Origin of the sequence: Paraburkholderia sp. GAS38 (assembly GCF_050434965.1) — a bacterium.
GTDB classification, from domain to species: Bacteria; Pseudomonadota; Gammaproteobacteria; order Burkholderiales; family Burkholderiaceae; genus Paraburkholderia; species Paraburkholderia phenazinium_A.
Genome location: NZ_JBNDJO010000014.1, coordinates 77119 through 100305, shown reverse-complemented (window position 1 = coordinate 100305; position 23187 = coordinate 77119). Strand labels below are relative to the sequence as shown.

18 protein-coding genes are annotated in these 23187 nt (G+C 61.8%); 6 read left to right on the top strand and 12 right to left on the bottom strand.

Features of this window, described 5'->3' with window-relative positions; all coding sequences use genetic code 11:
* Positions 1 to 375 precede the first annotated feature (375 nt).
* On the top strand, positions 376 to 3582 hold the full coding sequence (locus P3T42_RS28105) for a hypothetical protein (protein ID WP_429307884.1): 3207 nt from the start codon (positions 376 to 378) through the stop codon (positions 3580 to 3582).
* Between the two features lie 9 nt (positions 3583 to 3591).
* Here the strand turns inward: P3T42_RS28105 and P3T42_RS28100 are convergent, their stop codons facing one another.
* From P3T42_RS28100 to P3T42_RS28060, 9 genes are all read right to left on the bottom strand, one after another.
* Positions 3592 to 4743: a transporter substrate-binding and LysM peptidoglycan-binding domain-containing protein gene (locus P3T42_RS28100; protein WP_074295959.1), complete on the bottom strand. Its 1152-nt coding sequence runs from the start codon at positions 4741 to 4743 to the stop codon at positions 3592 to 3594.
* 11 nt (positions 4744 to 4754) lie between these two features.
* Positions 4755 to 5747: a hypothetical protein gene (locus P3T42_RS28095; protein WP_074295960.1), complete on the bottom strand. Its 993-nt coding sequence runs from the start codon at positions 5745 to 5747 to the stop codon at positions 4755 to 4757.
* A complete protein-coding gene (locus tag P3T42_RS28090; protein WP_074295961.1) occupies positions 5737 to 6405 on the bottom strand; it encodes a hypothetical protein in 669 nt (222 codons plus the stop codon). The genes P3T42_RS28095 and P3T42_RS28090 overlap by 11 nt, the downstream gene beginning before the upstream one ends.
* Positions 6406 to 7027: 622 nt before the next feature.
* A complete protein-coding gene (locus tag P3T42_RS28085) occupies positions 7028 to 7363 on the bottom strand; it encodes an L-rhamnose mutarotase (protein WP_074295962.1) in 336 nt (111 codons plus the stop codon).
* A 54-nt stretch (positions 7364 to 7417) separates the two neighbouring features.
* The gene (locus P3T42_RS28080; protein ID WP_429307883.1) at positions 7418 to 8536 is read right to left on the bottom strand and encodes a mandelate racemase/muconate lactonizing enzyme family protein; all 1119 of its coding nucleotides are present in this window, start codon (positions 8534 to 8536) and stop codon (positions 7418 to 7420) included.
* A gap of 7 nt (positions 8537 to 8543) precedes the next feature.
* Positions 8544 to 9425, bottom strand: a complete 882-nt coding sequence (locus P3T42_RS28075) for a carbohydrate ABC transporter permease (protein ID WP_429307882.1) — start codon at positions 9423 to 9425, stop codon at positions 8544 to 8546.
* Positions 9426 to 9429: 4 nt separating this feature from the next.
* The gene (locus P3T42_RS28070; protein ID WP_083640464.1) at positions 9430 to 10371 is read right to left on the bottom strand and encodes a carbohydrate ABC transporter permease; all 942 of its coding nucleotides are present in this window, start codon (positions 10369 to 10371) and stop codon (positions 9430 to 9432) included.
* A 64-nt stretch (positions 10372 to 10435) separates the two neighbouring features.
* Positions 10436 to 11773, bottom strand: coding sequence for an ABC transporter substrate-binding protein (locus P3T42_RS28065; protein ID WP_216352707.1), 1338 nt, complete (start codon positions 11771 to 11773; stop codon positions 10436 to 10438).
* A gap of 99 nt (positions 11774 to 11872) precedes the next feature.
* Positions 11873 to 12937, bottom strand: a complete 1065-nt coding sequence (locus tag P3T42_RS28060; protein ID WP_429307881.1) for an ABC transporter ATP-binding protein — start codon at positions 12935 to 12937, stop codon at positions 11873 to 11875.
* A gap of 246 nt (positions 12938 to 13183) precedes the next feature.
* Here P3T42_RS28060 and P3T42_RS28055 point away from each other — a divergent pair, with 246 nt between their 5' ends.
* The gene (locus P3T42_RS28055) at positions 13184 to 13972 is read left to right on the top strand and encodes an IclR family transcriptional regulator (protein WP_074295966.1); all 789 of its coding nucleotides are present in this window, start codon (positions 13184 to 13186) and stop codon (positions 13970 to 13972) included.
* A 708-nt stretch (positions 13973 to 14680) separates the two neighbouring features.
* On the opposite strand, the gene P3T42_RS28050 is transcribed toward P3T42_RS28055, so the two are convergent.
* Together P3T42_RS28050 and P3T42_RS28045 are read right to left on the bottom strand one after the other, a co-directional pair.
* The gene (locus tag P3T42_RS28050) at positions 14681 to 15469 is read right to left on the bottom strand and encodes an aldolase (RefSeq protein WP_074295967.1); all 789 of its coding nucleotides are present in this window, start codon (positions 15467 to 15469) and stop codon (positions 14681 to 14683) included.
* Positions 15470 to 15487: 18 nt separating this feature from the next.
* Entirely contained in the window at positions 15488 to 16192 is a 705-nt protein-coding gene (locus P3T42_RS28045) for a haloacid dehalogenase type II (RefSeq protein WP_429307880.1), read from the bottom strand.
* Between the two features lie 127 nt (positions 16193 to 16319).
* On the opposite strand from P3T42_RS28045, the gene P3T42_RS28040 reads away from it, so the two are divergent.
* From P3T42_RS28040 to P3T42_RS28030, 3 genes are all read left to right on the top strand, one after another.
* Positions 16320 to 17171, top strand: a complete 852-nt coding sequence (locus tag P3T42_RS28040) for a LysR substrate-binding domain-containing protein (protein WP_429307879.1) — start codon at positions 16320 to 16322, stop codon at positions 17169 to 17171.
* Positions 17172 to 17499: 328 nt separating this feature from the next.
* Entirely contained in the window at positions 17500 to 19074 is a 1575-nt protein-coding gene (hpnH, locus tag P3T42_RS28035) for an adenosyl-hopene transferase HpnH (protein WP_216352708.1), read from the top strand.
* 180 nt (positions 19075 to 19254) lie between these two features.
* Complete coding sequence (locus P3T42_RS28030; protein WP_074295970.1) at positions 19255 to 20415, top strand: NAD-dependent formate dehydrogenase; 1161 nt, start codon at positions 19255 to 19257, stop codon at positions 20413 to 20415.
* A gap of 50 nt (positions 20416 to 20465) precedes the next feature.
* Here P3T42_RS28030 and P3T42_RS28025 read toward each other — a convergent pair whose 3' ends face one another.
* Positions 20466 to 21407 carry a helix-turn-helix domain-containing protein gene (locus tag P3T42_RS28025; protein WP_429307878.1) on the bottom strand — a complete coding sequence of 314 codons (942 nt, stop codon included), beginning with the start codon at positions 21405 to 21407 and terminating at the stop codon, positions 20466 to 20468.
* 311 nt (positions 21408 to 21718) lie between these two features.
* Between P3T42_RS28025 and P3T42_RS28020 the strand changes: the two genes are divergently transcribed.
* Complete coding sequence (locus P3T42_RS28020; protein WP_429307877.1) at positions 21719 to 22894, top strand: porin; 1176 nt, start codon at positions 21719 to 21721, stop codon at positions 22892 to 22894.
* Positions 22895 to 23187 lie beyond the last annotated feature (293 nt).

Here is a 23187-nt window from a genome sequence, read left to right as displayed (position 1 = left end):
GGGTTCTAGCCGCGAAAGAAAGGCCGTAGCGACAGAGTGCTTACCAAAGATTTCCGCGCCCGCGCAATTGGGCCGGCTCGCTTACGCAGCATTACCCCAGCACCCAACCGCGAATTGGCGGCATAGGATGTCCTCACACTGCTTCTTACTCGTCGCAGTGGGTTTAACATCTGTTTGAGTCCGCCTTATGACCGTGGGGCGGACTTTTTTTGCATTGTGCGGCGCGAATACGCGCCAGCTTCGCATCGCGAGACAGGATTTCCGCTCTCACTGCCGCGAGGCGCTGCGACTCGGGTCTACTGAAAGGTCAGGCGCCTGGTGGCACGCCCTGGTGGCGAGCCTGCATGGCGACCGGGCCATTCAGGAGAACACAGCATGTCGACGCCCATCGGCGGGTCAAACACGCCTTCCCACCCGCAGGTGCCGGATCCGAACGAGAACGGCAGTTCAACCAGCGGCGCGCCGAGCGTCCCGGCCCAACCGGGCGTGCCAGCCACGACCGCGAGCAGTCACTCGCTGCTGGGAGCGCTGGCGCAACGCGCGACGCGCACCGGCGCGAAGGCTGCGCAGATCGCCAAAGGCGGCCTCGGAAAAGCCGAACCGGTGATGTCGCCCGCCGCGTCGGGCGGCTATGAGCTCTGGGCCGGCAACAACGCGACCTCCGCCGTCAACGGGCTCGTCAGCAATTTCCACGGCACAAGCGAAGTCACGAGCAACGTGTCTCAGGCGACCAACGGCGTGGGCATGCTGCCTGCCGGGCTCGACGTCGCGACGACCGCTGTCAGCTTCGGCAATAAGCTGTTCAAGGTGGCCGAGACCAGCAAGCAGTTGAAAAGCGAAGTGCCGGGCACGCTTGCGGGCAACGACGCGCTGAGCGCACACAAGCAAGCCAGAGGCAATCTCGCGCGCGCCACGCCGGGCGCGATTCGCGACGTCGGCATTGGCGCGCTGGGGGTCGGCGGGCGTATCTATGCGGCGGGACATCAGGGTCATTCGATGTACGGCGGCAAGTCCAGCGCGGTGACGGCCGACGGCGTGCTGGCAATCGCCTCGGGCGCCGCATATACGATTGCCGGGGTGCAGCAAAGCAGGAAAGTGGACCGTGCGGTGGACCGCGTGCAGGCGGTGCGCTCGGCGGTCCGTCAGCCGGCCAGCGGGCGAACCGAATCGCATAGCGAGGCCATGCGGCAGCTCGATGATGCATTCGCGGACGACAAAATCAGTTCGCATACCTATTGGATCCTGCGCCAGCACGACGACGCCGATGTCGAACGGTTTCACAGCCAATTCGCCGCGCTCGGCATCATCGGGCGGCAGCGCTTCAACGAAGTGCTGCAGTTTCCCGGCGAGAAAAACCTCTTCCAGGTCTTCAACCTGGGGCGCAATCGCAATCTGAACACGGCGAGCATGCGCCGTGCGGCCCGCGAAGAAGTAATCGATGCGTTCCTTCGCTCGGACATCCAGCCAGGCCAGCATGCCGAGTTGTTCGACGAACTGAAGTCCGTCCGAAACGAGGCGCTGGGTGCCAAAACGGCCCCGAAGGTCGCGGCGCTTAAGGACTCGCTGCGCGACGCGGAAATCGACCCGGGCCAGTTCAATTCGAACACGCTAAAGGCCATTGCCGCATCCGGCGAAGAGCAGGCGTTCGTCGCGCGTTACAAGACGCTGCCGCAGGACGAGCGCGCGTGTTTGCAATCGACGCTGCACTTCGGCACCTGGCGCTTCTGGAAAAAAGACGCGACGTTGCCGACCACGAAGCTTCAGCGTTCGGACATTCGGGCGGCGCTCGTCAAGCAGTTCGCCAACGGCGCGAGCCTCGATCGACTCGAAGCGATGAAGGTCCGCTACAACCAGAAAGTGCTGCCGCTCCAGAGCGGACGCACCCATCCTCAGAACCCACCGGCCGATCTGCTGCGCACGCACATCCTCGCGTATCAGGACACTACCCTCGATTCTCTCAAGGAGGAAAAGCGCCACGCGAACATTCAGGTGGCCTACGGTGCGGTCAACACGGCGGCAGGCATCGCCGAACTCGCGGTGAATCCGCTTGCAGGCGCGGGCATCAGCGCGACGCGTGCGGTACTCAGCCCCGCCTATCTCGCGTACGCGGGGCGGCTTGGGCTCGTCAGCGAGATCAACCGCAGAAATGCCCGGCCCATCAATGCGGCCATGCAGGAAGAGGCCTTGCTGTATGCGTTGCCGTCGCTGCACCAGCGGATCGCTACGGGTGGCGCCGACCTCGGCCGGCTACGCGATCGCCAGCAATTCCTCCACGATGAACTGAAGCTAAGCATCGCGGATATCAACAAGGTCGAGACGCTCAAACTTTCCGGTAAGGGCGACGAGGTGCGCGCCTTCCTTGCGCGGAAAAATCCCGAGGCCAATGCGCTGGTTGCACTTCGTGTGGTGGCCGAGGAAGCCGCGGGCTACGGGTACCATCAGCAAATAGAGGATGCCAAAAGGTTCATCGGCGAGGCGGCAAGCACAAGCGGCATCATCGCGCTCAACGCGGTCCGGCAGGACAGCCGGGATCCGGACAAGACCTTCGAGACGCTCAAGACTCACTTCATCGACAATGCGTCGTTCCAGCCGGCAAGCGGCATCGATGCGCTGGCGCATGCACTTTCGACCGCGCCAACCGCAGTCAACTACGGCTTCGATACCGCGCGCTACGTCGGACAACCGGCGCAGGACGTGGCGAGCGATCTGCGGCAGCGCTTCGCGCAGGACAACCCTTCGTTTGCGACGCGGCTCTTCGTCGGGGATCTGTTCAGTAGCGGCCGCGAGGCCACCGCCGCGCGCAACATGCTGCGCGATTTCCGTTTCAGCGAAACGGAAATCGGACAGTTACAGGCGATGGGGAAAAAGGACGCGGGCACATGGCTCGAAGGCCATCTGTTCGGCGAAAATCTGCGGCGGCGTTTTTCGACGCAACTGCTCAACCAGCAGGGGCACGAGCAGGCGGCGGCAGTCGCCGAACGGATGCCTGAGCATCAGGCGAGCGCCGAAGAGCCGCTGACCTGGCGGCGCAATCTCGAGGCTGCGCACGTCAACGTGATCGACAACCCCAGCACACCGGGTCTCGACTCGATGCTGCACGCGCTCGGCCAGCAGTTCTCGGGCAAGACCGATTCTGCTTCAAGCGCGATGAACCGCAAGGTGGTGGAAGCAAGGCGCCGCGTGACCGCGGCGGTGACGGATGCGGATCCCGGCAGCCACGTCGACGTGACGCAGCATCGCGACACCATTGTGCAGATCGCGGCGCAGGTGTTCGGTAAGCCCGGGGCCACCGTCACGTTCGTCCAGGCGTCGGGAGAGGAACGGGCGGAGCGCATCGGCGCAGGATATGACGATCCTGATGCGCCGGTCGCCGGCGTGCTGTGCTACGACGCGCAGACGCGGCGCTCGTTCACCTTGCACGGCGGCGACGTGGGCAAACTGCCCACACCGGCGCCGAATCTCACGCTGCCGGGAATCCAGCGCAGTCCGCTCATCGAGCAAAGCGTGCTCAATGCCTTGGGAATGGCGCCGCAAACACCTACCGCGCCACCCTCTCCCTCAACGCCAAGCGCTAACGAATAAATGCCCCGCTTACCGGGCCGGAATCACCAGATGCTGGCCCACGAGGATCAGGTTCGGATTCGGCAGGTTGTTACGTTGCTGGATGTCGCGGTAGCGCGAACCGCTGCCGAGTTGCGATGAGGCAATCAGGTTCAGCGTGTCGCCCTGGCGCACGACGTAGCTGCGCTCGCCCGATGCCGCCGCCGTCGTCTCCACCTGGTCGCTGATGAAATACTTGCGCAGCAGGTCGAGGTAGGCCGGGCTTTGCTTCACACGGCCAATCGCGCTGTTCAGATAGATCAACAGATTCTGGTCCGCTGCGCGGACGCCGATCTTGTACGAGATATCGGAGCCATCGAGTTTCGTGACGGCAAACTTGAGGTCGGTGCCCTTGATCGATTCCACCGCGAACGGATAATCGTAGATGAAGCAATCGACTACGTGATCGTCGACACTCTTGTTGATGAACTGCGGGTCCGAATCGTTGACTTCCACGAGCTTGCTGTTCGGAAACTGGCGGGTCACAAACGCGCGCACGTCCGGATCGCCCTGCAGGATGCCGATGGTTTTGCCGTTCAGATCCGCCGCCGAGCGGATGGAAGAACCATGCTGAACGATCAGCGCGTAGCCGAAGTCGTCCAGATACGGATTCGTGTAGACCACGCCGTTGGGCGTGTTGTCCGGGAAGGTCAGGCCGTCCATCGCGATGTCGGTGACCGGCGCGCCATTGGACGACACCAGCAACTGACGCGGCACGTCCTGATAGGCGTCCACCTCATGATGCGTGTCGATCCTGATCACGCCACCCTTGTTGAATTCGGGCTGGGCAAACAGCAACTTGGCGAACTCGTAATTGAAACCGTGCGGAATGCCGTTGGTCTCGCCGTAGATCGGCTCGGACGGGTTCTCCACGGAAATGCGCACCGTGCGATTCTGCAGGATCGATTGCAGCGTATCGCGGCTCGGTGTCGCCGCGTTGGAGGTGTCCGTCTGCGGCGCCGCCGTGGGCGGTGCCTGCATCGCCTGCATGGGCTGCGAGCTATTGCCGGTGTCGACGGCCGCCACTTGCGACGTGTTGTGCTGACCGAAATAGCCCTGCTTATAAGCGAAGATTGCGCCCGCGACAACGGCCACGGTGGCTACCAAACCCACGAGTTTTTTGAATCCTGAGGTAAATGCCATTTGCTGGCTCCTTATTTTTTCTTGAGGTAATTCGCATAGCTGACCGTCGAGGCATCGTCGGTCGTCAACTTCGGTTGATCGGCTTCGACGATGCCGAGATTGCGGCGGCTCAGCTCTTCGAGCAGCTTCATGCCGTTCTCCGTGTTCACGGCCTTGCGCAGATCCGCGCTGTCGATGAACTTCTTGGAATCCAGCATGAACGATTCGATCTCGCCGACCTTCTGCCCATAGTCTTCCGCCATGTAGGTGAAGGTATCGTTTTGCAATCCTTCGATATCCTCAGAACCGGAAAACGCCGACTTGAACATGCGCCACGCGTTGTGGGTCGAGTTCGCCACGTTGTACTTGGTGGTTTCGAGGTTGATCTTGAAGTCGGTATTGCTGATGATGGTTTCCAGCGTTTCGCTGGCATGGGTCATCTTTTCGTACCAGCTTTGCGTGACCGTATAGAGCGGCTGCAACTCCTTGTAGGCCGTGTTCAGTTCCTGGAGCTTCATGGCGCGGCTTTCGATTTCGGTTTGCGAGCCGTGATGCGACTGCAGGTATTGCGCCTCCTGCAGATAGGTGTCGGCCTCGCGCTTGTAGCCGTCCATGGTGTTCTTGATCAGTTCCACCTGGCCGCGCGCCTTGGTGCGGTACTCGTCCGCTTCGCGCAGGCGCGTGCGAGCGAGTTTCTGCGTCTCGCGCAACACGCCGGCGGGGTCGTACTTGATGACCGAGTAGGTCAATGCGCGCATCAGCAGCTTGTACCGCAGCCACAGCAGCCGGCGCAAAGAGCCGTCGATGACGAGGGCATACACGAGGCCCACGGCAATGGCGCCGAACACGATTGCCAGCACCGTGTTCTCCATCAGGTTGGCCACGTACGGCATGATCTTGTACGCGCCCCAGCCGAGGCCGCCGAGAATGCCGGCGCCCACCACCATACCGGTGGTGCCTTCCTTGGTGTCCCAGAAGGACTTCAGCCGCCGGGTGGTCTCGGTCTTGATGAGATCATTGGCCATGTGCAGCGCCTCCGAGATGTTGCTGCAGCTTGGCGGCGAGGTCGGTGTAGCGCTTGTTGAGCGTCGACGAAACCGAGCCGAAGTCGATCTTCGCCTTGGCCAGATCGCCCGCCTTCGCAATCGACTGCGCGCCGATCTCTTCCTTGCGGGCGCTCAGATTGGACAGCTTGGCCTGCAGGTCGCTGATCTGCTGGCTCAACTGCTTCTCCTGATCGCCGAGCGCGCGAATCTCGCCCTCGGCCTGGGCGACGAAGGTCTGTTCGAACGCCGTGGTTTCATGTTCCAGCACCGACGCATACGACTTGACCGCGCCCAGCAAGGCGTCGGTCGGCGTGTTGGTCGCCGCCTGAGCGGCCTGGAAGCGCTGCTTCTCGTCGCCGATGACGCTCTTCATGCTCTCGGCCATCTTGAGGAAAGCGGCGACGGGCGCGAAGGCCTGGTTGCTCTGGATCTGCTGATCGATGTGGTCCTCGACCGCCGGCACGTCGAGCCCCGTACCCGACTGTTCGATGACCGCAGCGGCCTGCGGCGCCTCGGAGACCGAGGCGTGCGGCGGCGGATCCGACGCCGGGACCTCGCCCGCTGCATCGACTGGCTCTTTGGTTTTGCCGGACTCGTCCTCAAAAACAAATGCTTTGATCCTGTCTTTTATACTCATGAATGGTCTCACTAAGTAATGGCCGCTCAACATGGCGCGGGCTTGGCAGGCTGTGGCCTGTTATCGTCCGGCGCTGACTTACGCTCTTCACTTGCCTCGCATCATGTCCGTGCAGGTGACGCCACGATCCCTCGGCTTTGAGTGGATAAGCCGATACGCCGGACGTGCCCGGACACGAGCTCAGGAATCCTTGGCAAGATTGTTCAACTCTGTTTCGAGTGCTTCGACGGCCCAGTCGTGACAGGTCCTGGCGCGCGTCGTATCGGGATCGCAGGTCCACGACTTCACCGCTTCCACGCTGCAGGGTCGTCGGGTATGGCGGGTGATGAGCCTCGCGGCTTCGCTCTGAGATCCAGCCAATGCGCATAGTTCGCGCATACGCGTTCGGTTATCGATCGATTCGATTGATCTCGGCGTGTTCATGTACATCAATATAACACCGGGCACTGCTTGAAACGTAGTGCTAACTGCTCAGCAATGGTTAAATCCAACGCACGGATTCCATTAGCGGCGTACGCTCCTCAACCGCTAAAACGCATAATTTTTCATTTTAATTTCGCGTTTCTTTTGTTCAGCTTACCGAATATCCGCTTCGCATAATCAGTCATTCTGAATATTGGTTTTACCGGCTTTCGGTCAGGCGAAACACCTGCTCCAAAGGCTGCCATGCGGTTTTCTCCGCATGCGGCAACGGCTGCTGGAAATACGCCATCAGCGTCTCCCACTCTTTGACGCGTGGATGCGTCTGCGGACCGATAACGAGTTGCTCCGGCGTGAAGCCCTCGTCCGCGTCGATCAGCATGACTAGCCGGTTCTCACGCCGCCAGATCGTCATGTCATGGATGCCCGAGGCCCGCAGATGGGCGAGCACTTCGGGCCAGACCTCGCGGTGGTAGCGGTCGTACTCCTCCATCACGGCGGGATCGTCGCGAAGATCGAGGGCGAGGCAATAACGCATGGAACACTCCATAACAAATAAAGTGGCAATTGAGCAGGCGATCGACGCGGGCGTTCACGCGCTCACCGGCGTGTCGATCTCGATCTGCAGACGCTGCTGCGCACGAATCGCGTCCCAGTCCCAATCGATGCCGATGCCCGGCGACGCCGGCGGTGTCGCGTAACCCTGCTCCACCACAATCGACGCACCGGTCAGCGAGTCCAGTTGCGGAATGTACTCGAGCCAGCTCGAGTTGGGTACCGCCGCGCACAGACTCACATGCAACTCCATCAGGAAGTGCGGACAGATTTCGATGTTCATCGCCTCCGCGGAATGCGCAATCTTCAGCCATGGCGTAATGCCGCCCACGCGGGCGACGTCCGCCTGAACGATCGAGCAGGCATCCGCTTTCACATATTCGGCGAACTGCGCCGGATGGTACAGCGATTCGCCCACTGCAACCGGCACCGTCGTCGCCGCACACAGACGCCGGTGCGCGTCGATGCTCTCGGCCGGCATCGGTTCCTCCAGCCATGCGAGGCGTAGCGGCTCGAAGGCATGCGCGCGTCGCAGCGCCTCGGCCAGCGTGAATCCCTGGTTGGCATCGACCATCAGTTCGAAGCCGTCGCCCACGGCAGCGCGCACGGCCGCGAGACGCGCGGCGTCCTCCGAGACATGCGGGCGCCCTACTTTCAGTTTCGCCCCGCGAAAGCCTTCGGCTTGCGCTTGCAGCGTCTGCTCGACGAGTTCGCTCTGCGACAGATGCAGCCAGCCGCCCTCCGTCGTGTAAGTGCGTACGCGTGGTTTTGCGCCGCCGGCCGCGACCCACAGCGGCAGCCCGGCCACGCGCGTGTTGCGGTCCCATAGCGCTGTATCGACGGCGGCCAGCGCGAGACTGGTGATGGCGCCGACGGCTGTCGCATGCGTATGGAAGAACAGATCGCGCCAGATCGCTTCGTACTCGGCCGGGTTGCGGCCAATCAGCCGCGGCGCCAGATGATCGTGCAGCAACGCGACGATCGACGAACCGCCCGTGCCGATCGTGTAGGTGTAGCCTGTGCCGCTGCTGCCGTCGCTACAACGGATCGTCAGCAAAATGGTTTCCTGCACAACGAACGACTGAATGGCGTCCGTGCGCCGCACTTTCGGCTGAAGGTCGACTTGCCGGATTTCGACGTTTTCGATCGTGGTCATGTGAGTTCTATCCTTTGACGCCGCCAAGCGTGAGGCCTGCAATCAGGTGCTTCTGAACAATGAAGGTCAGCACGATGGCGGGAATGATGATGATGACCGCCATCGCGCACATGCCGGCCCAGTCCACTGTGAACTGAGCGGTAAAGTCCATCAGGCCGACCGGCAAAGTTTTAGTGTCGGGACTGCGGCACAACTGGGACGCCAGCGCGAATTCGTTCCAGCTCGTCAGGAAGGCGAAGATCGCCGCCGACGCCACGCCCGAGCGGGCCAGCGGCAGCTCGATATGCCAGAACGCCTGCCAGCGGGTGCAGCCGTCAATCTGTGCGGCCTCGGCGAGTTCCGCAGGCACCTCGCGGAAGAAGCCGTCGATCAGCCATACCGTGAACGGCACGTTCATCGCAAGGTAGACGACGATCACACCGATGCGCGTGTCGAGCAGACCGGTCCACGCCCACAGCATGAAGATCGGCAAAGACAGTGCGATGCCGGGAATCGCGCGGGTCAGCATCAGCACGACGAACAGCGTCTTCTTGTGGCGGAATTCGAAACGGGCAAACGCATAACCGCCCAGCACGCCCACCACGATGGCGGCGAAGGTGCTCGCCAGCGAGATCACCACCGAATTCACGAAGTACTGGCGAATCGGTAACGACTGCATCGCCCCGAAGCCGAACATGTTGCGGAAGTTGTCGAGCGTATAGCTGCCGGCATCGGACAGCGGCTGGTTCGACAGGATCGCCACGTTCGAGCGGAACGCATTCAGCACGACCCACAGGCCAGGCAGACAGATCACCGCCATGACGATAAAGACTCCGAACCATAGCGCAGCTCGCCGCAGCGGTGCCTTGAAGGACGAAAAACCGGGAGTGTGTTCGAGCGTCGTACTCATGATGTCAGGCCGGCCCCATATGTTTGCGCGCCGCATTGAGCTTGCGGAAGAAGTACAGCGTGAACAGCACGGAAACCAGCACCGACACATAGCCGATCGCGTTCGCGTAGCCCATATGCGAATCGTCGTAAGCGATGCGGCCCACCATCGTCCACAGCAATTCGGTGCGCCCGCCGGGACCGCCGTTCGTCATGATGCGCACAATGTCGTAGGCGCGGCCGACGTCCAGCGAGCGGATCGTCATGGCGATGTAGATGAACGGCATCAGGTACGGCAGCGTCACGTAGCGGAAGGTTTGCAGCGGCGTGCAGCCGTCCACCTTGGAGGCTTCGATCGGATCCTTCGGCAACGCCATCAATCCCGCCAGCAGAATCACCGCGAACACCGGCGTCGAGTTCCAGACCTCGGCCACGATCAGCGAAGCGAGCGCCGAGTTCGCATTGACCAGAAACGGAATCGTGCTCTGCAAGCCGAAGAGCGTCTGCAGCAGATGGTTGACCACACCCGTGCTGTCGTTGAGCATGAACTTGAACTGGAAGCCCACCAGCACCGGCGAGAACATCATCGGGAACATCATGATGGTGCGCAGGATTCGCTGGCCTTTAGTGACCTCATTCAGCAGCAATGCGATGCCGAGACCCAGCACCAGTTCCAGATTCAAGGCAATCGTCAGGAACAGCACGGTGCGGCCGAAGGCGGCCCAGAAGTCCTCGTTGGCGAACGCGCGCATGTAGTTGCGCAGGCCGATGAAATGCCAGATCGTGTCGGGCTCGATCAGCCGGTACGACGTAAAGCTCGTGTAGAGCGAGAACAGCAGCGGCAGCACGACGACGATCGCCACCGAGAAGAACGCAGGCAGCAACAGCTTGAACGGCAAACCGACGCCCTCGTGCGAGACCGGCACGAGAGCAGGTACGGCGGACGAATCCTGGAGGTTGGATCGCATGGTGTCGTAGAGCGGAAATAGGATCGGCCCGCGCGGCGTGCGTCGCGTGGGCCGGAGCATGTCGCTAGTCGGAGGCGTCCTGCATGATGTCGGAGACCTTTTTCGCCGCATCGTCGAGCGCCTGCTGGGACGACTTGTCGCCGATCAGCGCCTTCTGCAACTCGGGCCACAGCGCGTTGGAGATCTCGTCCCATTGCTGGATGCGCGGCGGCGTGAAGGCGTCCTGGCGCGCCGCCGTGCTGAACACGTTGATGGCATTCGCCATATAGGCATCGTGCTTTTCCTGGAACTCCTTCACAACCGCCTGCTGCGCATCGATCCGCGAGGGAATCGTGCCGAGGCGCGCCTCCACCATCTGCGAATCGAGACTGGTCAGGAATTCGATGAAGCTCGCGGCGACCTCCGGCCGATCGCAGGTCTTCGTAATCGAGAAGCTATGCGAGCCCGACCAGCCCGGCCGCTTGTTGCCGGCACCGAGCGGCGCCGGCACTACGCCGACATTGCCGGCCAGTTTGGAAGTCTTGGGATCGTTGTAGAACGAAGCGAAGCCAGGCCAGTCGAGATCCAGCGCCACCTTGCCGGCTGCGAAGTTATTGCCCAGATCGTCCCAGACGTAACTCGGCACGCCCTTGGGCACCGCGCCCGCCTTGTAGAGGTCCACGAACCAGTTAAGCGTCTTGACGCCGATCGGCGAGTTGAACGCCGGGCGGTTTTTCGCATCCAGCAACTGGCCGCCATTGGCGATCAGCAGCGAATAGAAGGTCCCCGTGATGGCTTCGTCCTTGCCGGGAAACTGCGTGCCGTAGAAGTTCGGCGCCTTGGTGAAGAACTTGGCCTGCTGGGTGAACTCCGCATAGTTCGTGGGTGGCGCGAGTGTCTTGCCGAACTGCTTGCTATAGGCGGCCTGGTTGGCCGGATCGTCGTAGGCGGTCTTGTCGTAGTAGAGCGCTTCGATATCCACTGAACGCGGAATCTGCACCAGATGCCCGTTGATCTCCGACGCCTTCAGCAGGCTCGGCGAGAACGCGGCCAGATAGCTCGCTGGAAACAGTCCCTTCAGATCGCGAAAAATCGGGTATTGGGCCGAAAAATTCGTGTGATTGGACGACACGCAATAGTCGATGTGACCCGAGGCGATGTCCTGCTTCAACTCGCGATCCAGTTCGAAGTGACTCTTGCGCGACACGATCTCGACTTTCGCGCCGGTCTGCTTTTCCCACAGCGGAATGCGCGTATAGAGCGCTTCGTACTGCACACCGCCGATCAGCTTGACCCGCAGCGTATAGCCTTTGTATTCGTCGTCGGCGTGGGCGAGACCCGACGCGACGAGGCCCGCGAGCGCGAGCATCGAGGCGGCGAGCCGCAACATGGTTGGCAGGGCTTGCATGGTTGGATAGCGCATTACTGTCTCCTCTTGTATGGGTTCCGCCGTGCAGCCGCGCGGCATACCGGCGGTTCATGCGTCATGCGAGCCCCGCGGCGGGACGGCTCGCAGGCCTGTTCAGCGCAGGCGTCGCCCGCTTGCGCGATCGAACACCAGCACCTTGTTGAGATCGGCACGCAATGCGACGGGGTTGCCGGCGCGCAGATCGGTGCGGCCGTTCAGCATCACGCAACAGGGTTGGCCGGCGAGCGTGCCGAACAGTTCGGTTGCCGCACCGGTCGGCTCGACCACATCGAGCGCGAACGGCACGCCGTCCTCGCCGGCAAGCGCCAGATGTTCGGGACGCACGCCGTACACCACCTCTTGCCCGTGCACGGCATTGACGGTCGGCACCGGCAGCGCCAGTTCGCCGACGCGCACCCGCGCGCCACCACCGTGCTGCTCGTACACGCCATTGAAGACATTCATGGCCGGCGAGCCGATGAAACCCGCCACGAAGAGATTGTCCGGATCGTCGTAGAGTGCGAGCGGCGTGCCGATCTGCTCGATCACGCCGCCGTTGAGCACGACGATGCGGTCGGCCATCGTCATCGCCTCGATCTGGTCGTGCGTCACGTAAACCGTGGTGGCGCGCAGACGCTGATGCAGCGCCTTGATCTCCGCGCGCATCTGCACGCGCAGCCGCGCGTCGAGATTCGACAGCGGCTCGTCGAACAGGAACACCTTTGGGTCGCGCACGATAGCGCGGCCCATCGCCACACGCTGCCGCTGACCGCCCGACAGATGCCGGGGATGCCGGCCGAGCAGGTCCTGCAGACCGAGCAATGTGGCCGCCTTTTGCGCACGCGACGCAATCTCCGCGGCGTCGTGATTACGCAGCTTGAGCGCGAAGGTGAGGTTCTCGAGCACGGTCATATGCGGATAGAGCGCGTAGTTCTGGAACACCATTGCGACGTCGCGCTCGCGCGGCGGCAGCGCATTGACGATCTGCCCGTCGATCAGGATGCGCCCGTGCGTGACGCCCTCGAGCCCGGCCAACGCACGCAGCAAGGTGGACTTGCCGCAGCCGCTCGGGCCGACCAGCACCAGAAACTCGCCGTCCGGCACCGCCAGGTCGATCTGCTTGAGGACCTGAACGGCGCCGAACGACTTGCGCACCTGCTCGAATGCAACGGCTGCCATCCACCCTCTCCTCCGCGTTATTCCGCCGCCGGCGGCCTGCTGTTCAGCGTGCCCTGGCGCCTTCGTCCAGCGCTGCTTAAAATTTTAGGTATGAAAACACATTTCATTGATAAAATTTACTAGGTGTTTTCCCCGCCTATGGAATGGGGCATTGGAATGCGCTTTCGGCCTTGGGGGCCCTACAATCGGATTGGGTATCATGTGCGCCGGGTCGATCGGGCGCCCGTCGGCTTTACGGGAGGAGATTTGAACGACAACGCGACGCGCTACTCGGCGCCGGCACTGGAAAAGGGCCTCGACATCATCGAACGGCTGGCGGATCACCCGGAGGGCTTATCGCTCGCGGAGCTTGCCAAGGAGTTGGGGCGCACTACGGCGGAGATCTTCCGCATGGTGGTCACGTTGGAAACGCGCGGCTATCTGTTGGCCGCGGGCGACCGCTATGTGCTTTCGCTGCTGCTGTTTCAGTTGGCGCATCGGCATCAGCCGGTGCGTTCATTGGTGTCGACAGCGCTGCCGTTGATGACGCAACTTGCCAAGCAGGCTGGGCAGTCGTTTCATCTTTGCGTGTATCAGAAGGGGCGCGTGTTGATCGTGGCGGGTGTGGAGAGTCCTGAGCGGTGGGGATTTGCGTTGAAGGTGGGGACGTTGATTGGGATGACCGATACGGCTTCGGGGCAGGTATTGCTTGCGTTTCAGGAGGAACCGCAGCGGGCCGAGATGCTTGAGCTTCATGTGCCTGTGGAGGGTGAGCAGGTGGTGGATAGCGAGCAACTGGCGAAGGATCTGGCGCAGATCCGCAGGCATGGTAATGCGCGTATGTCGAGCCGGCAGGTTAAGGGAGTCAAGAATCTGGCGTATCCAGTGTTTGGGCGGGATGGGCATGCTATTGCGGCGCTGACTACGCCTTATATCGAGCGGATCGATAATGCGCCGGTGCCTTCCATGAGCGAAGTGGGCGAGATGATGAAGCGCGCGGCGCAGACGTTGACTTCGTTGATGGGGTTTAATGTTTATTGGGAGGGGGCTAGTTAATGTGGGTGTTTGTTTGCCTACGGCGTTGGTCTTGGCTGTGCTCTTGCGGTGTTGGCCTTTCCTTGTATTCTTAGTGGTCTATTTGCGATGCCCCTGTGCGGGGCGGCACTTACTTTCTTTGCCGCCGCAAAGAAAGTAAGCAAAGAAAGCGGGCTCACACCGCTAGCGTTTAGTGAGCCATCTCGGTCCGCCACCGGAAACGGCCCAAGACGAGACCTGCCATCGCATTTCCACCGCTCGTGACACAGCACTCATCCACCCCACTCCGCACTCCGTGCGTCGCGGACGGGTCCACCTAGGAATGCCACCTCGATTTCACCGCCAACGGGGAAAAACATTGCCAAACTGCGGCACTCATCATAGATGATATGGTTTCCTAACGAAGTAAAGTAGTGACATTAATTAGCGTTTGCAGAACGTGTTACGCCCAACGGCGGGGCGCGTAGCGCAACGCTGGGGCGGATGACTGCTTTGTCACTAACGTGGGTGGCGCGAGGGCGGGTCTCGTCTTGGGCCGTTTCGGGTGGCAGACCGAGATGGCTCACTAAACGCTAGCGGTTGCAGCCCGCTTTCTTTGCTTACTTTCTTTGCGGCGGCAAAGAAAGTAAGTGCCGCCCCGCACAGGGGCATCGCTAATAGACCACTAAGAATGCAAGGAAAGGCCAACACCATAAAAAAAAACAACCAAAAGTGAAAACCACAGAAAACCTACTTATCAAACCCATTCCCCCGCGCCAGCAACAACCGCATCCCACTATCAAGATGCGCCCGAGCACTCTCCTTATCCCCAACCCGCATCTGCTCATAAGTCCGTTGCGCCACATCATGTGGCACCGCCTTAAGCGCCCGCCCGCTACTCATCGCCTTAACCTGAACCTCCGCAGCGCGCTCCAGATAATAGAGATCATCCCACGCCTCAGCGATGCTAGCCCCCGCCACCATCACCCCATGGTTCTTCAAGAACAGAACATCGGCATCCCCCAGCGCCGCCGCAATACGATCCCCTTCCGACTCATCGAGAGCCAACCCACCGTAATCCTCATCAACCGCAGTACGCCCATAAAACTTCAACGCCGTCTGCCCAAGCCACAACAACGGCGGCCCCTCCAGCAAACAAAGCGCCGTAGCATTCGGCATATGCGTGTGAAACGCCGCCTGCACCCGCGGCATCGCGCGATGCAAGCGCGCATGGATATAAAACGCCGTCGCCTCCGGCTTGCCTTCGCCGTCCACCACGTGCCCCTCAAAATCGCAAACCAGCAGCCGCGACGCCGTGATCTCGGCGAATGCATAACCATAAGGATTCACGAAGAACAAGTCGTCATGCCCCGGAACCACCGCCGAGAAATGATTGCAGACCCCCTCCTCGAAACCGTACTGCGCCGCCAACTGGAAACAGGCCGCCAGTTCGATGCGGGCCTGCATGACCGCGTCGGAATCGAGCCGCAGGCTGCGCGACGGTGCCGTTGATCCGACCGATAACAACGTATGCGCCATGATGTCTTCCCCTGAGAATTACCAGCCGAGCTCGGCGAACAGCGCCGGCACCCGATCGAGTGTCGCTAGCGTAGCATCGGGCGTGTAGTCCGGCAGCACGCCACGCCCCGTCCCGCGATCGATCCACACGCAACGAAATCCCATATCGCGCGCAGCCGCGTGGTCGAGATGCGGGCTCGCACAAATGTGGACCACGTCGTCCTTCGTCACGCCCAGTTGCTCGTGCGCGTAGTCGAACAGGCGCCGCGCCGGCTTGTATGCCCCCGCCTGCTGCGCGGTGATCACCCGGTCGATCTGGCCTCCCAGTTGCGCGACGTTGCCGGCAATGATGTCGTCGTCGGTATTCGACACGATGCACAGCCGATAGCCCCGCGCCTTGAGTTGCCGCAGCGTCCCGACGACTTCGGGAAACGGCGGCATCGCCGAGATGCGGCTGGTCAGCACCCCGGCGTCGCCCTCGTCGCTGCGCAAACCCAGCTCTTCGAGCGCAAGCCGCAGTCCGTCGCCGGCAACCCCGCGGAACGAGCGGTGCGGCGCCGTCTGCTCCAACGCATGTTCGTGCCGGTCGTAAATCTCGAGCAGTTTCGCCGGCTCGACCTCGTTGCCTGGCTTCGTGCGCAGGATGTCACCGACCGCCGCCAGCAGTCCCTCGTCCCATTGGATCAGCGTGCCGTAGCAGTCGAAAGTGAGCCAGACCGGCCGGCGGGTGTTCTCAAGTGACATGGATCGCTCCGGGAAATCGCGGATTGAAGGTTTCGAATGCGGACAGGTTAAGTGCCTCACCCTATATTTGAAAATTAAATTAAAATCTATGTATCAGTTGAATTTCAAATAACGAAGCGAGCCGGTCATGCTTGATCTGGAACTATTGAATACGCTGATTTGCGTCGTCGACGAGGGCAGCTTCACGCGCGCCGGCGAACGCGTGCACCGCACCCAGTCGACGGTCAGCCAGCAGGTGCGCAAACTGGAAGCGCTGGTCGGCCGGCCCCTCTTGCTGCGCGACCGCACCGGCAATCAGGTGAGCGCGACCGAGCACGGCGAGTTGCTCGCGCAATACGCCCGTCGGCTGCTGGCACTCGCGCAGGAAGCCCAGGACGCGCTGGCGAGCAACGTCGAACTGACGCCGGTTCGCATCGGCGTGCCCGAGGATTTCGACGCCCGGCGCATGTCGGCCATGCTGTCGGGCTTTGTGAAGGCCAAACCCGGCGTGCGCCTCGAGACCATCGCCGGCATGAGCACCGACCTGCAGCGCAAGCTGGCTGCGGGCGAGATCGAGCTTGCGCTGGTCAAGCGCGAACCGGGCAGCGGCGAGTGTCTCGCGTCCTGGCCGGAATCGTTGGTGTGGGTCCAGGGCGCGGATGTCGAAGCGTCTGAGGAGCCCGTGGACCAACCCATCCCGCTCGCGCTGTTTCCCCAAGGCTGCGTCTACCGGCAGCGCGCCATCCGCAGCCTCGACAAGGCCCAGCGGCGCTGGCGCATCGCGTTCGGCAGCCACAGTCTCACGGGCATTCAGGCGGCCGTTTCGTCGGGACTGGGGATTTCGGTCCTGCCCACAACCGCGGTGCTTCCCGAGCATCGCCTGTGCCCCGGTTTGCCCGACTTGCCGCCCACGGAACTGGCGCTCGTCACCTCCGGCGGGGTGCTCAATGCGCTGCAGCAAGCGTTGGTGGAATTCTTGCGGGCCGAAGTCAAGGCGTAATCGCCGTGGACCGTCCCGGATTCACCGCGGACTCGCCCCAGCTACGCCGCTACGCCAAACCCCGCGCCCACCGCCGCCGGACCGCCCCGCCCGGCCCGAACACGCGCGGCTCCGACCGGAAAGTCCGGTTTGTGCGATCATTGCGGTATTTTTGAGAATTCGGGGCCCCACAACCCGTCCAGTGCCAGATCGGTTTGCGCCAATCGGGCGGACGTGATCGGCCCTTGTTAGCACACGATCGCGTCCGAAGCGGGCGCGAAACGATCTATTGAACACAGTCGCAGACCCTGTCCGCGGCGCAACACAGTTATTGAGGAGCATTGCCAGCATGGGAGTGCCAATTTCGCAGGCCTGGACGGTCGCCACCTATGTCCTGAAGCAGAAGCTGATGCGGCGTAGCCGCTATCCGCTCGTTCTCATGCTCGAGCCGCTCATGCGCTGCAATCTGGCGTGCGCGGGCTGCGGCAAGATCCAGTACCCGGCTCACGTCCTGAAGTCGCAACTCACGCCCGAGCAATGCTTCAAGGCGGTCGAGGAGTGCGGAACGCCAATGGTCGCGATTCCGGGCGGCGAGCCGCTGCTGCATCCGCAGATGCCTGAGATCGTCGCCGGTCTGGTGGCGCGCAAGAAGTACGTGTACATGTGCACGAATGCGTTGCTGCTCGCCAAGAACCTGCACCTCTTCAAACCGAGCAAGTATCTGTCGTTCTCGGTGCACGTCGACGGCCAGCGCGAGCATCACGATTTCGCGGTGTGCCGTGAAGGCGGCTACGACATCGCCATGGAAGGTGTGCGCGCCGCTGTTGCGGCCGGTTTCCGCGTCACCACCAACACCACCTTGTTCGACGGCGCCGACCCGAACAGCGTGCGCCTGCACTTCGACGAGATGATGGAAGCGGGCGTCGAAAGCATGATGGTCTCGCCCGGCTACACGTACGACAAGGCGCCGGACCAGAAGCACTTTCTCGGCCGTGCACGTTCGAAGAAGCTGTTCCGCGCGATCCTGTCGAACCGGAAGAAGAGCTGGCGCTTCAACGCGTCGCCCATCTTCATGGAATTCCTGATGGGCAAGAAGCAACTCACCTGCACGCCGTGGGGCATGCCCACCTACAGCATCTTCGGTTGGCAAAAGCCGTGCTACCTGCTGCAGGACGGCTATGCAGACAGCTTCGACGAACTGATGGAAAGCGTGAAGTGGTCCGAGTACGGCACCGAAAGCGGCAATCCGAAGTGCGCCAACTGTATGGTGCACTCGGGCTACGAAGCGAGCGGCGTGAACTACACCTTTGGTTCGTTCAAGGGTATGTTCCAGACCGTCAAGGCCATGCTGTTCGACAGCTATAAGGACCAGGGCGCCACCGACCTGCTCGCCGGCTGGAAGAAGACCTCGCACGAAGTGCCGATGGTGTTCGTCCCCACGCCGCCGCGTGCGGATGCGGCCAAGGGCCAGCAAGCGGCCGAGGCCGTAGCAGCCGCGCCGGTCGCACCGGCGGCTGACGTGGTCAACCCGGATCAGATGGAAACCGCCGCGGGCACGGTGCACGAGCAGCTCGAAGGCTGGACGCCGCAACTGACCACCGAAGCCGAAGTGCGCGAAGCGATGGAAAAGGCCTTCGATTATCGTGGCGACGTCACGATCACCCGCAAGGACGGCTCGAGCGTGGCAGGCTATCTGTACGACCGTCAATACGGCGCGGCCTTCAAGGACTGCTTCGTGCGGATCATCCCCACCGGCAAGCAGACGAAGGACGTGATTCCGTACGCGGACATCGGCGCCATCGCCTTCACCGGCAAGGATACGGCCGCGGGCAAGACCTTCGAAAACTGGGTCAAGCGATACTGGGAAAAGAAGGCTGCCGGCGAGCAGAACATCCAGATCGAACCGGAATATCTCGGCGATTAATCCCGGCGCCTGGTCTTGACGGCCAGGCGTCGCGCAATGCCGGCTGGGGCTCGCAAGGAGCCCCGGAACCCCTCCCGGGGTCGACCGTGCGAATTCGAAATAAACGCCATTGCTCCCGCGTCAGACTGCAAGTGCTGATTGATCAGCACTTACTCACAAGTCGATATACGGAGCAAAGAGATGGCCAAAGTTCTATGTGTTCTTTATCCCGATCCCGTCACCGGCTATCCGCCGAAATACGCGCGCAATGAGATTCCCGTCATCACGGCCTATCCGAATGGACAGACCGTGCCCTCGCCGAAGGGACCGCTCGGCTTCAAGCCGGGCGAACTGGTCGGCTGCGTCTCGGGAGAACTGGGTCTGCGCCGCTACCTGGAAAGCCATGGTCACGAACTGGTCGTGACGAGCGACAAGGACGGCGCCGATTCGACCTTCGACCGCCACCTCCCCGACGCCGACGTGGTGATTTCCCAGCCGTTCTGGCCGGCCTATCTCACCGCCGAACGCATTGCTAAAGCGAAGAAACTCAAGCTCGCTCTCACGGCCGGCATCGGCTCGGACCACGTCGACCTCAAGGCGGCCGCCGCACACGGTATCACCGTCGCCGAGGAAACCTTTTCTAACAGCATCAGCGTGGCCGAGCATGTCGTGATGATGGTGCTCTCGTTGGTGCGCAACTACCTGCCCTCGCATCAATATGCCGTGAACGGCGGCTGGAACATCGCCGATTGCGTCAGCCGCAGCTACGATCTCGAAGGCATGCACTTCGGCACCATCGCCGCCGGCCGGATCGGTCTCGCGGTGCTGCGCCGGCTCAAGCCGTTCGACGTTCATCTGCACTACTACGATCCGCATCGTCTCTCGGCGGAAATCGAACGCGAACTGAACCTGACCTATCATCCGACGCCGGAATCGCTGGTGAAGGTGTGCGACGTCATCAACCTGCAAAGCCCGCTCTATCCGGCGACTGAGCACATGTTCGACGACAGGATGTTCGAACTCGTCAAGCACGGCACGTACCTCATCAATACCGCGCGCGGCAAGCTGTGCGACCGGGATGCCGTGGTGCGCGCGCTCGAGTCGGGAAAACTCGCGGGCTATGCGGGCGACGTCTGGTATCCGCAACCCGCACCGGTCGATCATCCGTGGCGGCGCATGCCGAACCAGGGGATGACGCCGCATATTTCGGGCAGCTCGTTGGCGGGGCAAGCGCGCTACGCGGCCGGCACGCTAGAAATCCTCGAATGCTTCTTTGAGGGCAGGCCGATCCGTCCAGAGTACCTGATCGTCGACGGCGGCAACCTCGCCGGCACCGGCGCAGGTTCGTACAAGCTGGGCTGATCCCTGTAGAGGCGCGGCGACACGATCGCCGCGTTTCTGCCGTAGTTGGACTAGCGCTGCGCCTGCCGCTGTTGGGAACGCCAGCGCGCGGGCGTCGTGCCGCTCACGCTGCGAAACGCCGTGGTGAAATGCGCCTGAGCCTGAAAGCCGACGGCAAGCGCGACCTGCACGATCGGCATGTCCCTCTCCAGCAGAGTCTTGGCTCGCTCGATGCGCCGGTTCAACAGGAATGCATGTGGTGTCGTGCCGGTGGCGAGCCGGAACTGCGCGGCGAAATGCATGCGGCTCAGGCCGGCCTGTTGGGCGATGTCCTGCAAAGTAATCGGTTCTGCCAGGTAAGCTTCCATGTAGTCGAGCGTGCGGCGCAAACGCGCTGACGATAGCCCCCCGCCAACCGGCATGTCCGTCTTGCTTTCGCGTCCGTACCGCGAGAGCACGTGCCCCAGGATCGCGTAGACCTGCCCTTCGACGTAAGCCACGTCGATGCGTCCCTCTTCGCCGTGCGCGGCGGCCAGTGGCTGCGCCAACGGACCCAGCACCGGATCGACGCGAAACGCGGGATCGTCGAAGAGCGGCGCGGCGACGCTGTGGCGCTCTTCGCCACATTCCAGCTCGATCAGATCGCTCGGAAAGAAGATGTGGATCGACTCGTTGGCACCACGAAAACCGCACTGGATCCGCTCGCCGGGCGCGGTGAGTTGCAGACCGCCTACCCCACCCGTGCCTCGGCCGGACAGCTTGCCGTTCTTGTAGCAATCGACCGTCGCTTTGCCGAGCAAAATGCTGACGGTGAAGTAGCGGTCGAACACGGGCGCAACGAGTTCCCGGTGTTCGACACGGCTGTCGGTCCAGTGACCGATCACCACCTGAGAGCCGCCTGTGCCGCTTTCGCGCCGCGGAATCTCCCGCCAGATACGCTCGTTCGCAGGCAGTCCTTGCAACTGGACCGGTGTGCTCCAGGATACGGCACCTGTTGAAACGCTCTGTGACATGTCTCTCTCACCGATCGATTGCGGTGGTCTCGATACAGAATCGCAAACATCATACACCGCTAGTTATCTACGGATATAACGCTAACGCGTGCGAACCCTGGCGCTTTAACTGTACTCCTCTCGAAACCCGACGACTGTACAGTTCCCCGTGCCCATCGTGCCGCTAAGATTGCGCCTCGACAGAAAGCGCGTTGCGATCCGCCATACCTTGTTTTTCGCTTCGTTATATCTGACGGTATATCCCGATCTGCGCAGACAGAGCGGCTGTCACTTTCCCCACACGCATGCAAGACCACTACGACGTCATCACCATGAGAAAAACCCTACTGGCTGCAGCCGTTTCGCTTTGCTGGGCCGCAAGCAGTCACGCACAAAGCAGCGTCACGCTGTACGGCATCGTCGATACCGCGGTGATCTACGCGAACAACCAGACCACGGGCAAAGCAGGCGCGCCTGGGCACAGCGGCGTCGAAATGGACAGCGGCGGCATCAGCGGCACCCGCTGGGGGGTGCGAGGCTCGGAAGAGCTGGGCGGCGGCCTTTCAGCCGTGTTCATGCTGGAGGACGGCTTTTCGAGTGCCACCGGCAAACTCAGCAACTCGGGCGATCTGTTCGGACGCCAGGCATTCGTCGGCCTGAGCTCAAAGATGTATGGCACGATCACGGCGGGTCGACAGTACAGCTTCATGTCGCAGTATCTGTCCGCGCTGAGCGCCGAAGGTCTGGGCTGGGCCGGCAACCTGGCAGACCATCCGTTCGACAACGACGACATGATCCGGCATCAGAGTATCCAGAACTCTGTGCGATACGAAAGCCCAACCTATCGCGGCCTGACGGTGGGGACGATGTACGGCTTCTCGAACGAGGCGGGCGAATTCTCGAACGACCGTGCCTATAGCATGGGGGCGAAGTACGAGAACGGGCCGGTCTCGCTGGTCGCCAGTTATCTGCAGATCAACCGCTCGGTCGGCACCGCCAACGTCAACCCGAACGGCGCGGTCACCAACGGCGATAGCGACGCGGTCATCACCGGCGGCAGCCAGCAGATCTGGGGCCTGGGCGGCAAATACGCGTTTGGCCCTGCGTCGATCGGGCTAGTCTGGACGCATTCGTCGACCAACGACGTCACCAGCGTCTATCAGGGCGGCAATCTCGCCCCGCTCGTGGGCAGCCTGCTGCGCTTTAACAACTTCGAGATCAACGGTCAGTATTTCGTGACCCGCGCCCTCAGTCTCGCTGCGTCGTATACGTACACCGACGGGCGTTTCGACTCGTCGTCCGGCAGTCTCTCGCCCAAGTGGCACGAGGCCATCGTGCAGGCGGACTACCAGTTCAGCCACCGCACGGACGTTTATCTGGAGAGCCTGTATCAGACGGTCAGCGGCGGTGGGAACAATCCGGCGTTCAACGCGTCTATGTTCAACGTCACGCCTTCGGCCAATAATCGGCAGTTGCTGTTCGTCGCCGGATTCCGTCATCGCTTCTGAAGCAACGCACACGTTCTAGCGATGTAACCGGCCAACGTGCTCACGCGTTGGCCGCGCGTGACCCGCAGCGGAAATTAAAAGAAAATTAATCCGCCGTTTTCAGAGTTTCACCCTCCGCAGCTTGCAAAATCCCCCCAGCTTTAAACACCGGAACGTTAACGTTCGGCTTATCGTTTCGTTCCAAAACTTTGACTGTCATAAGCTCACGTACCTCACTAATATCGTCTCCAAGGATGCTGTTCGACGCGCTTTTTCCTCCAGTCAGCAGCACCCGGATAACACCCGGTTAATCC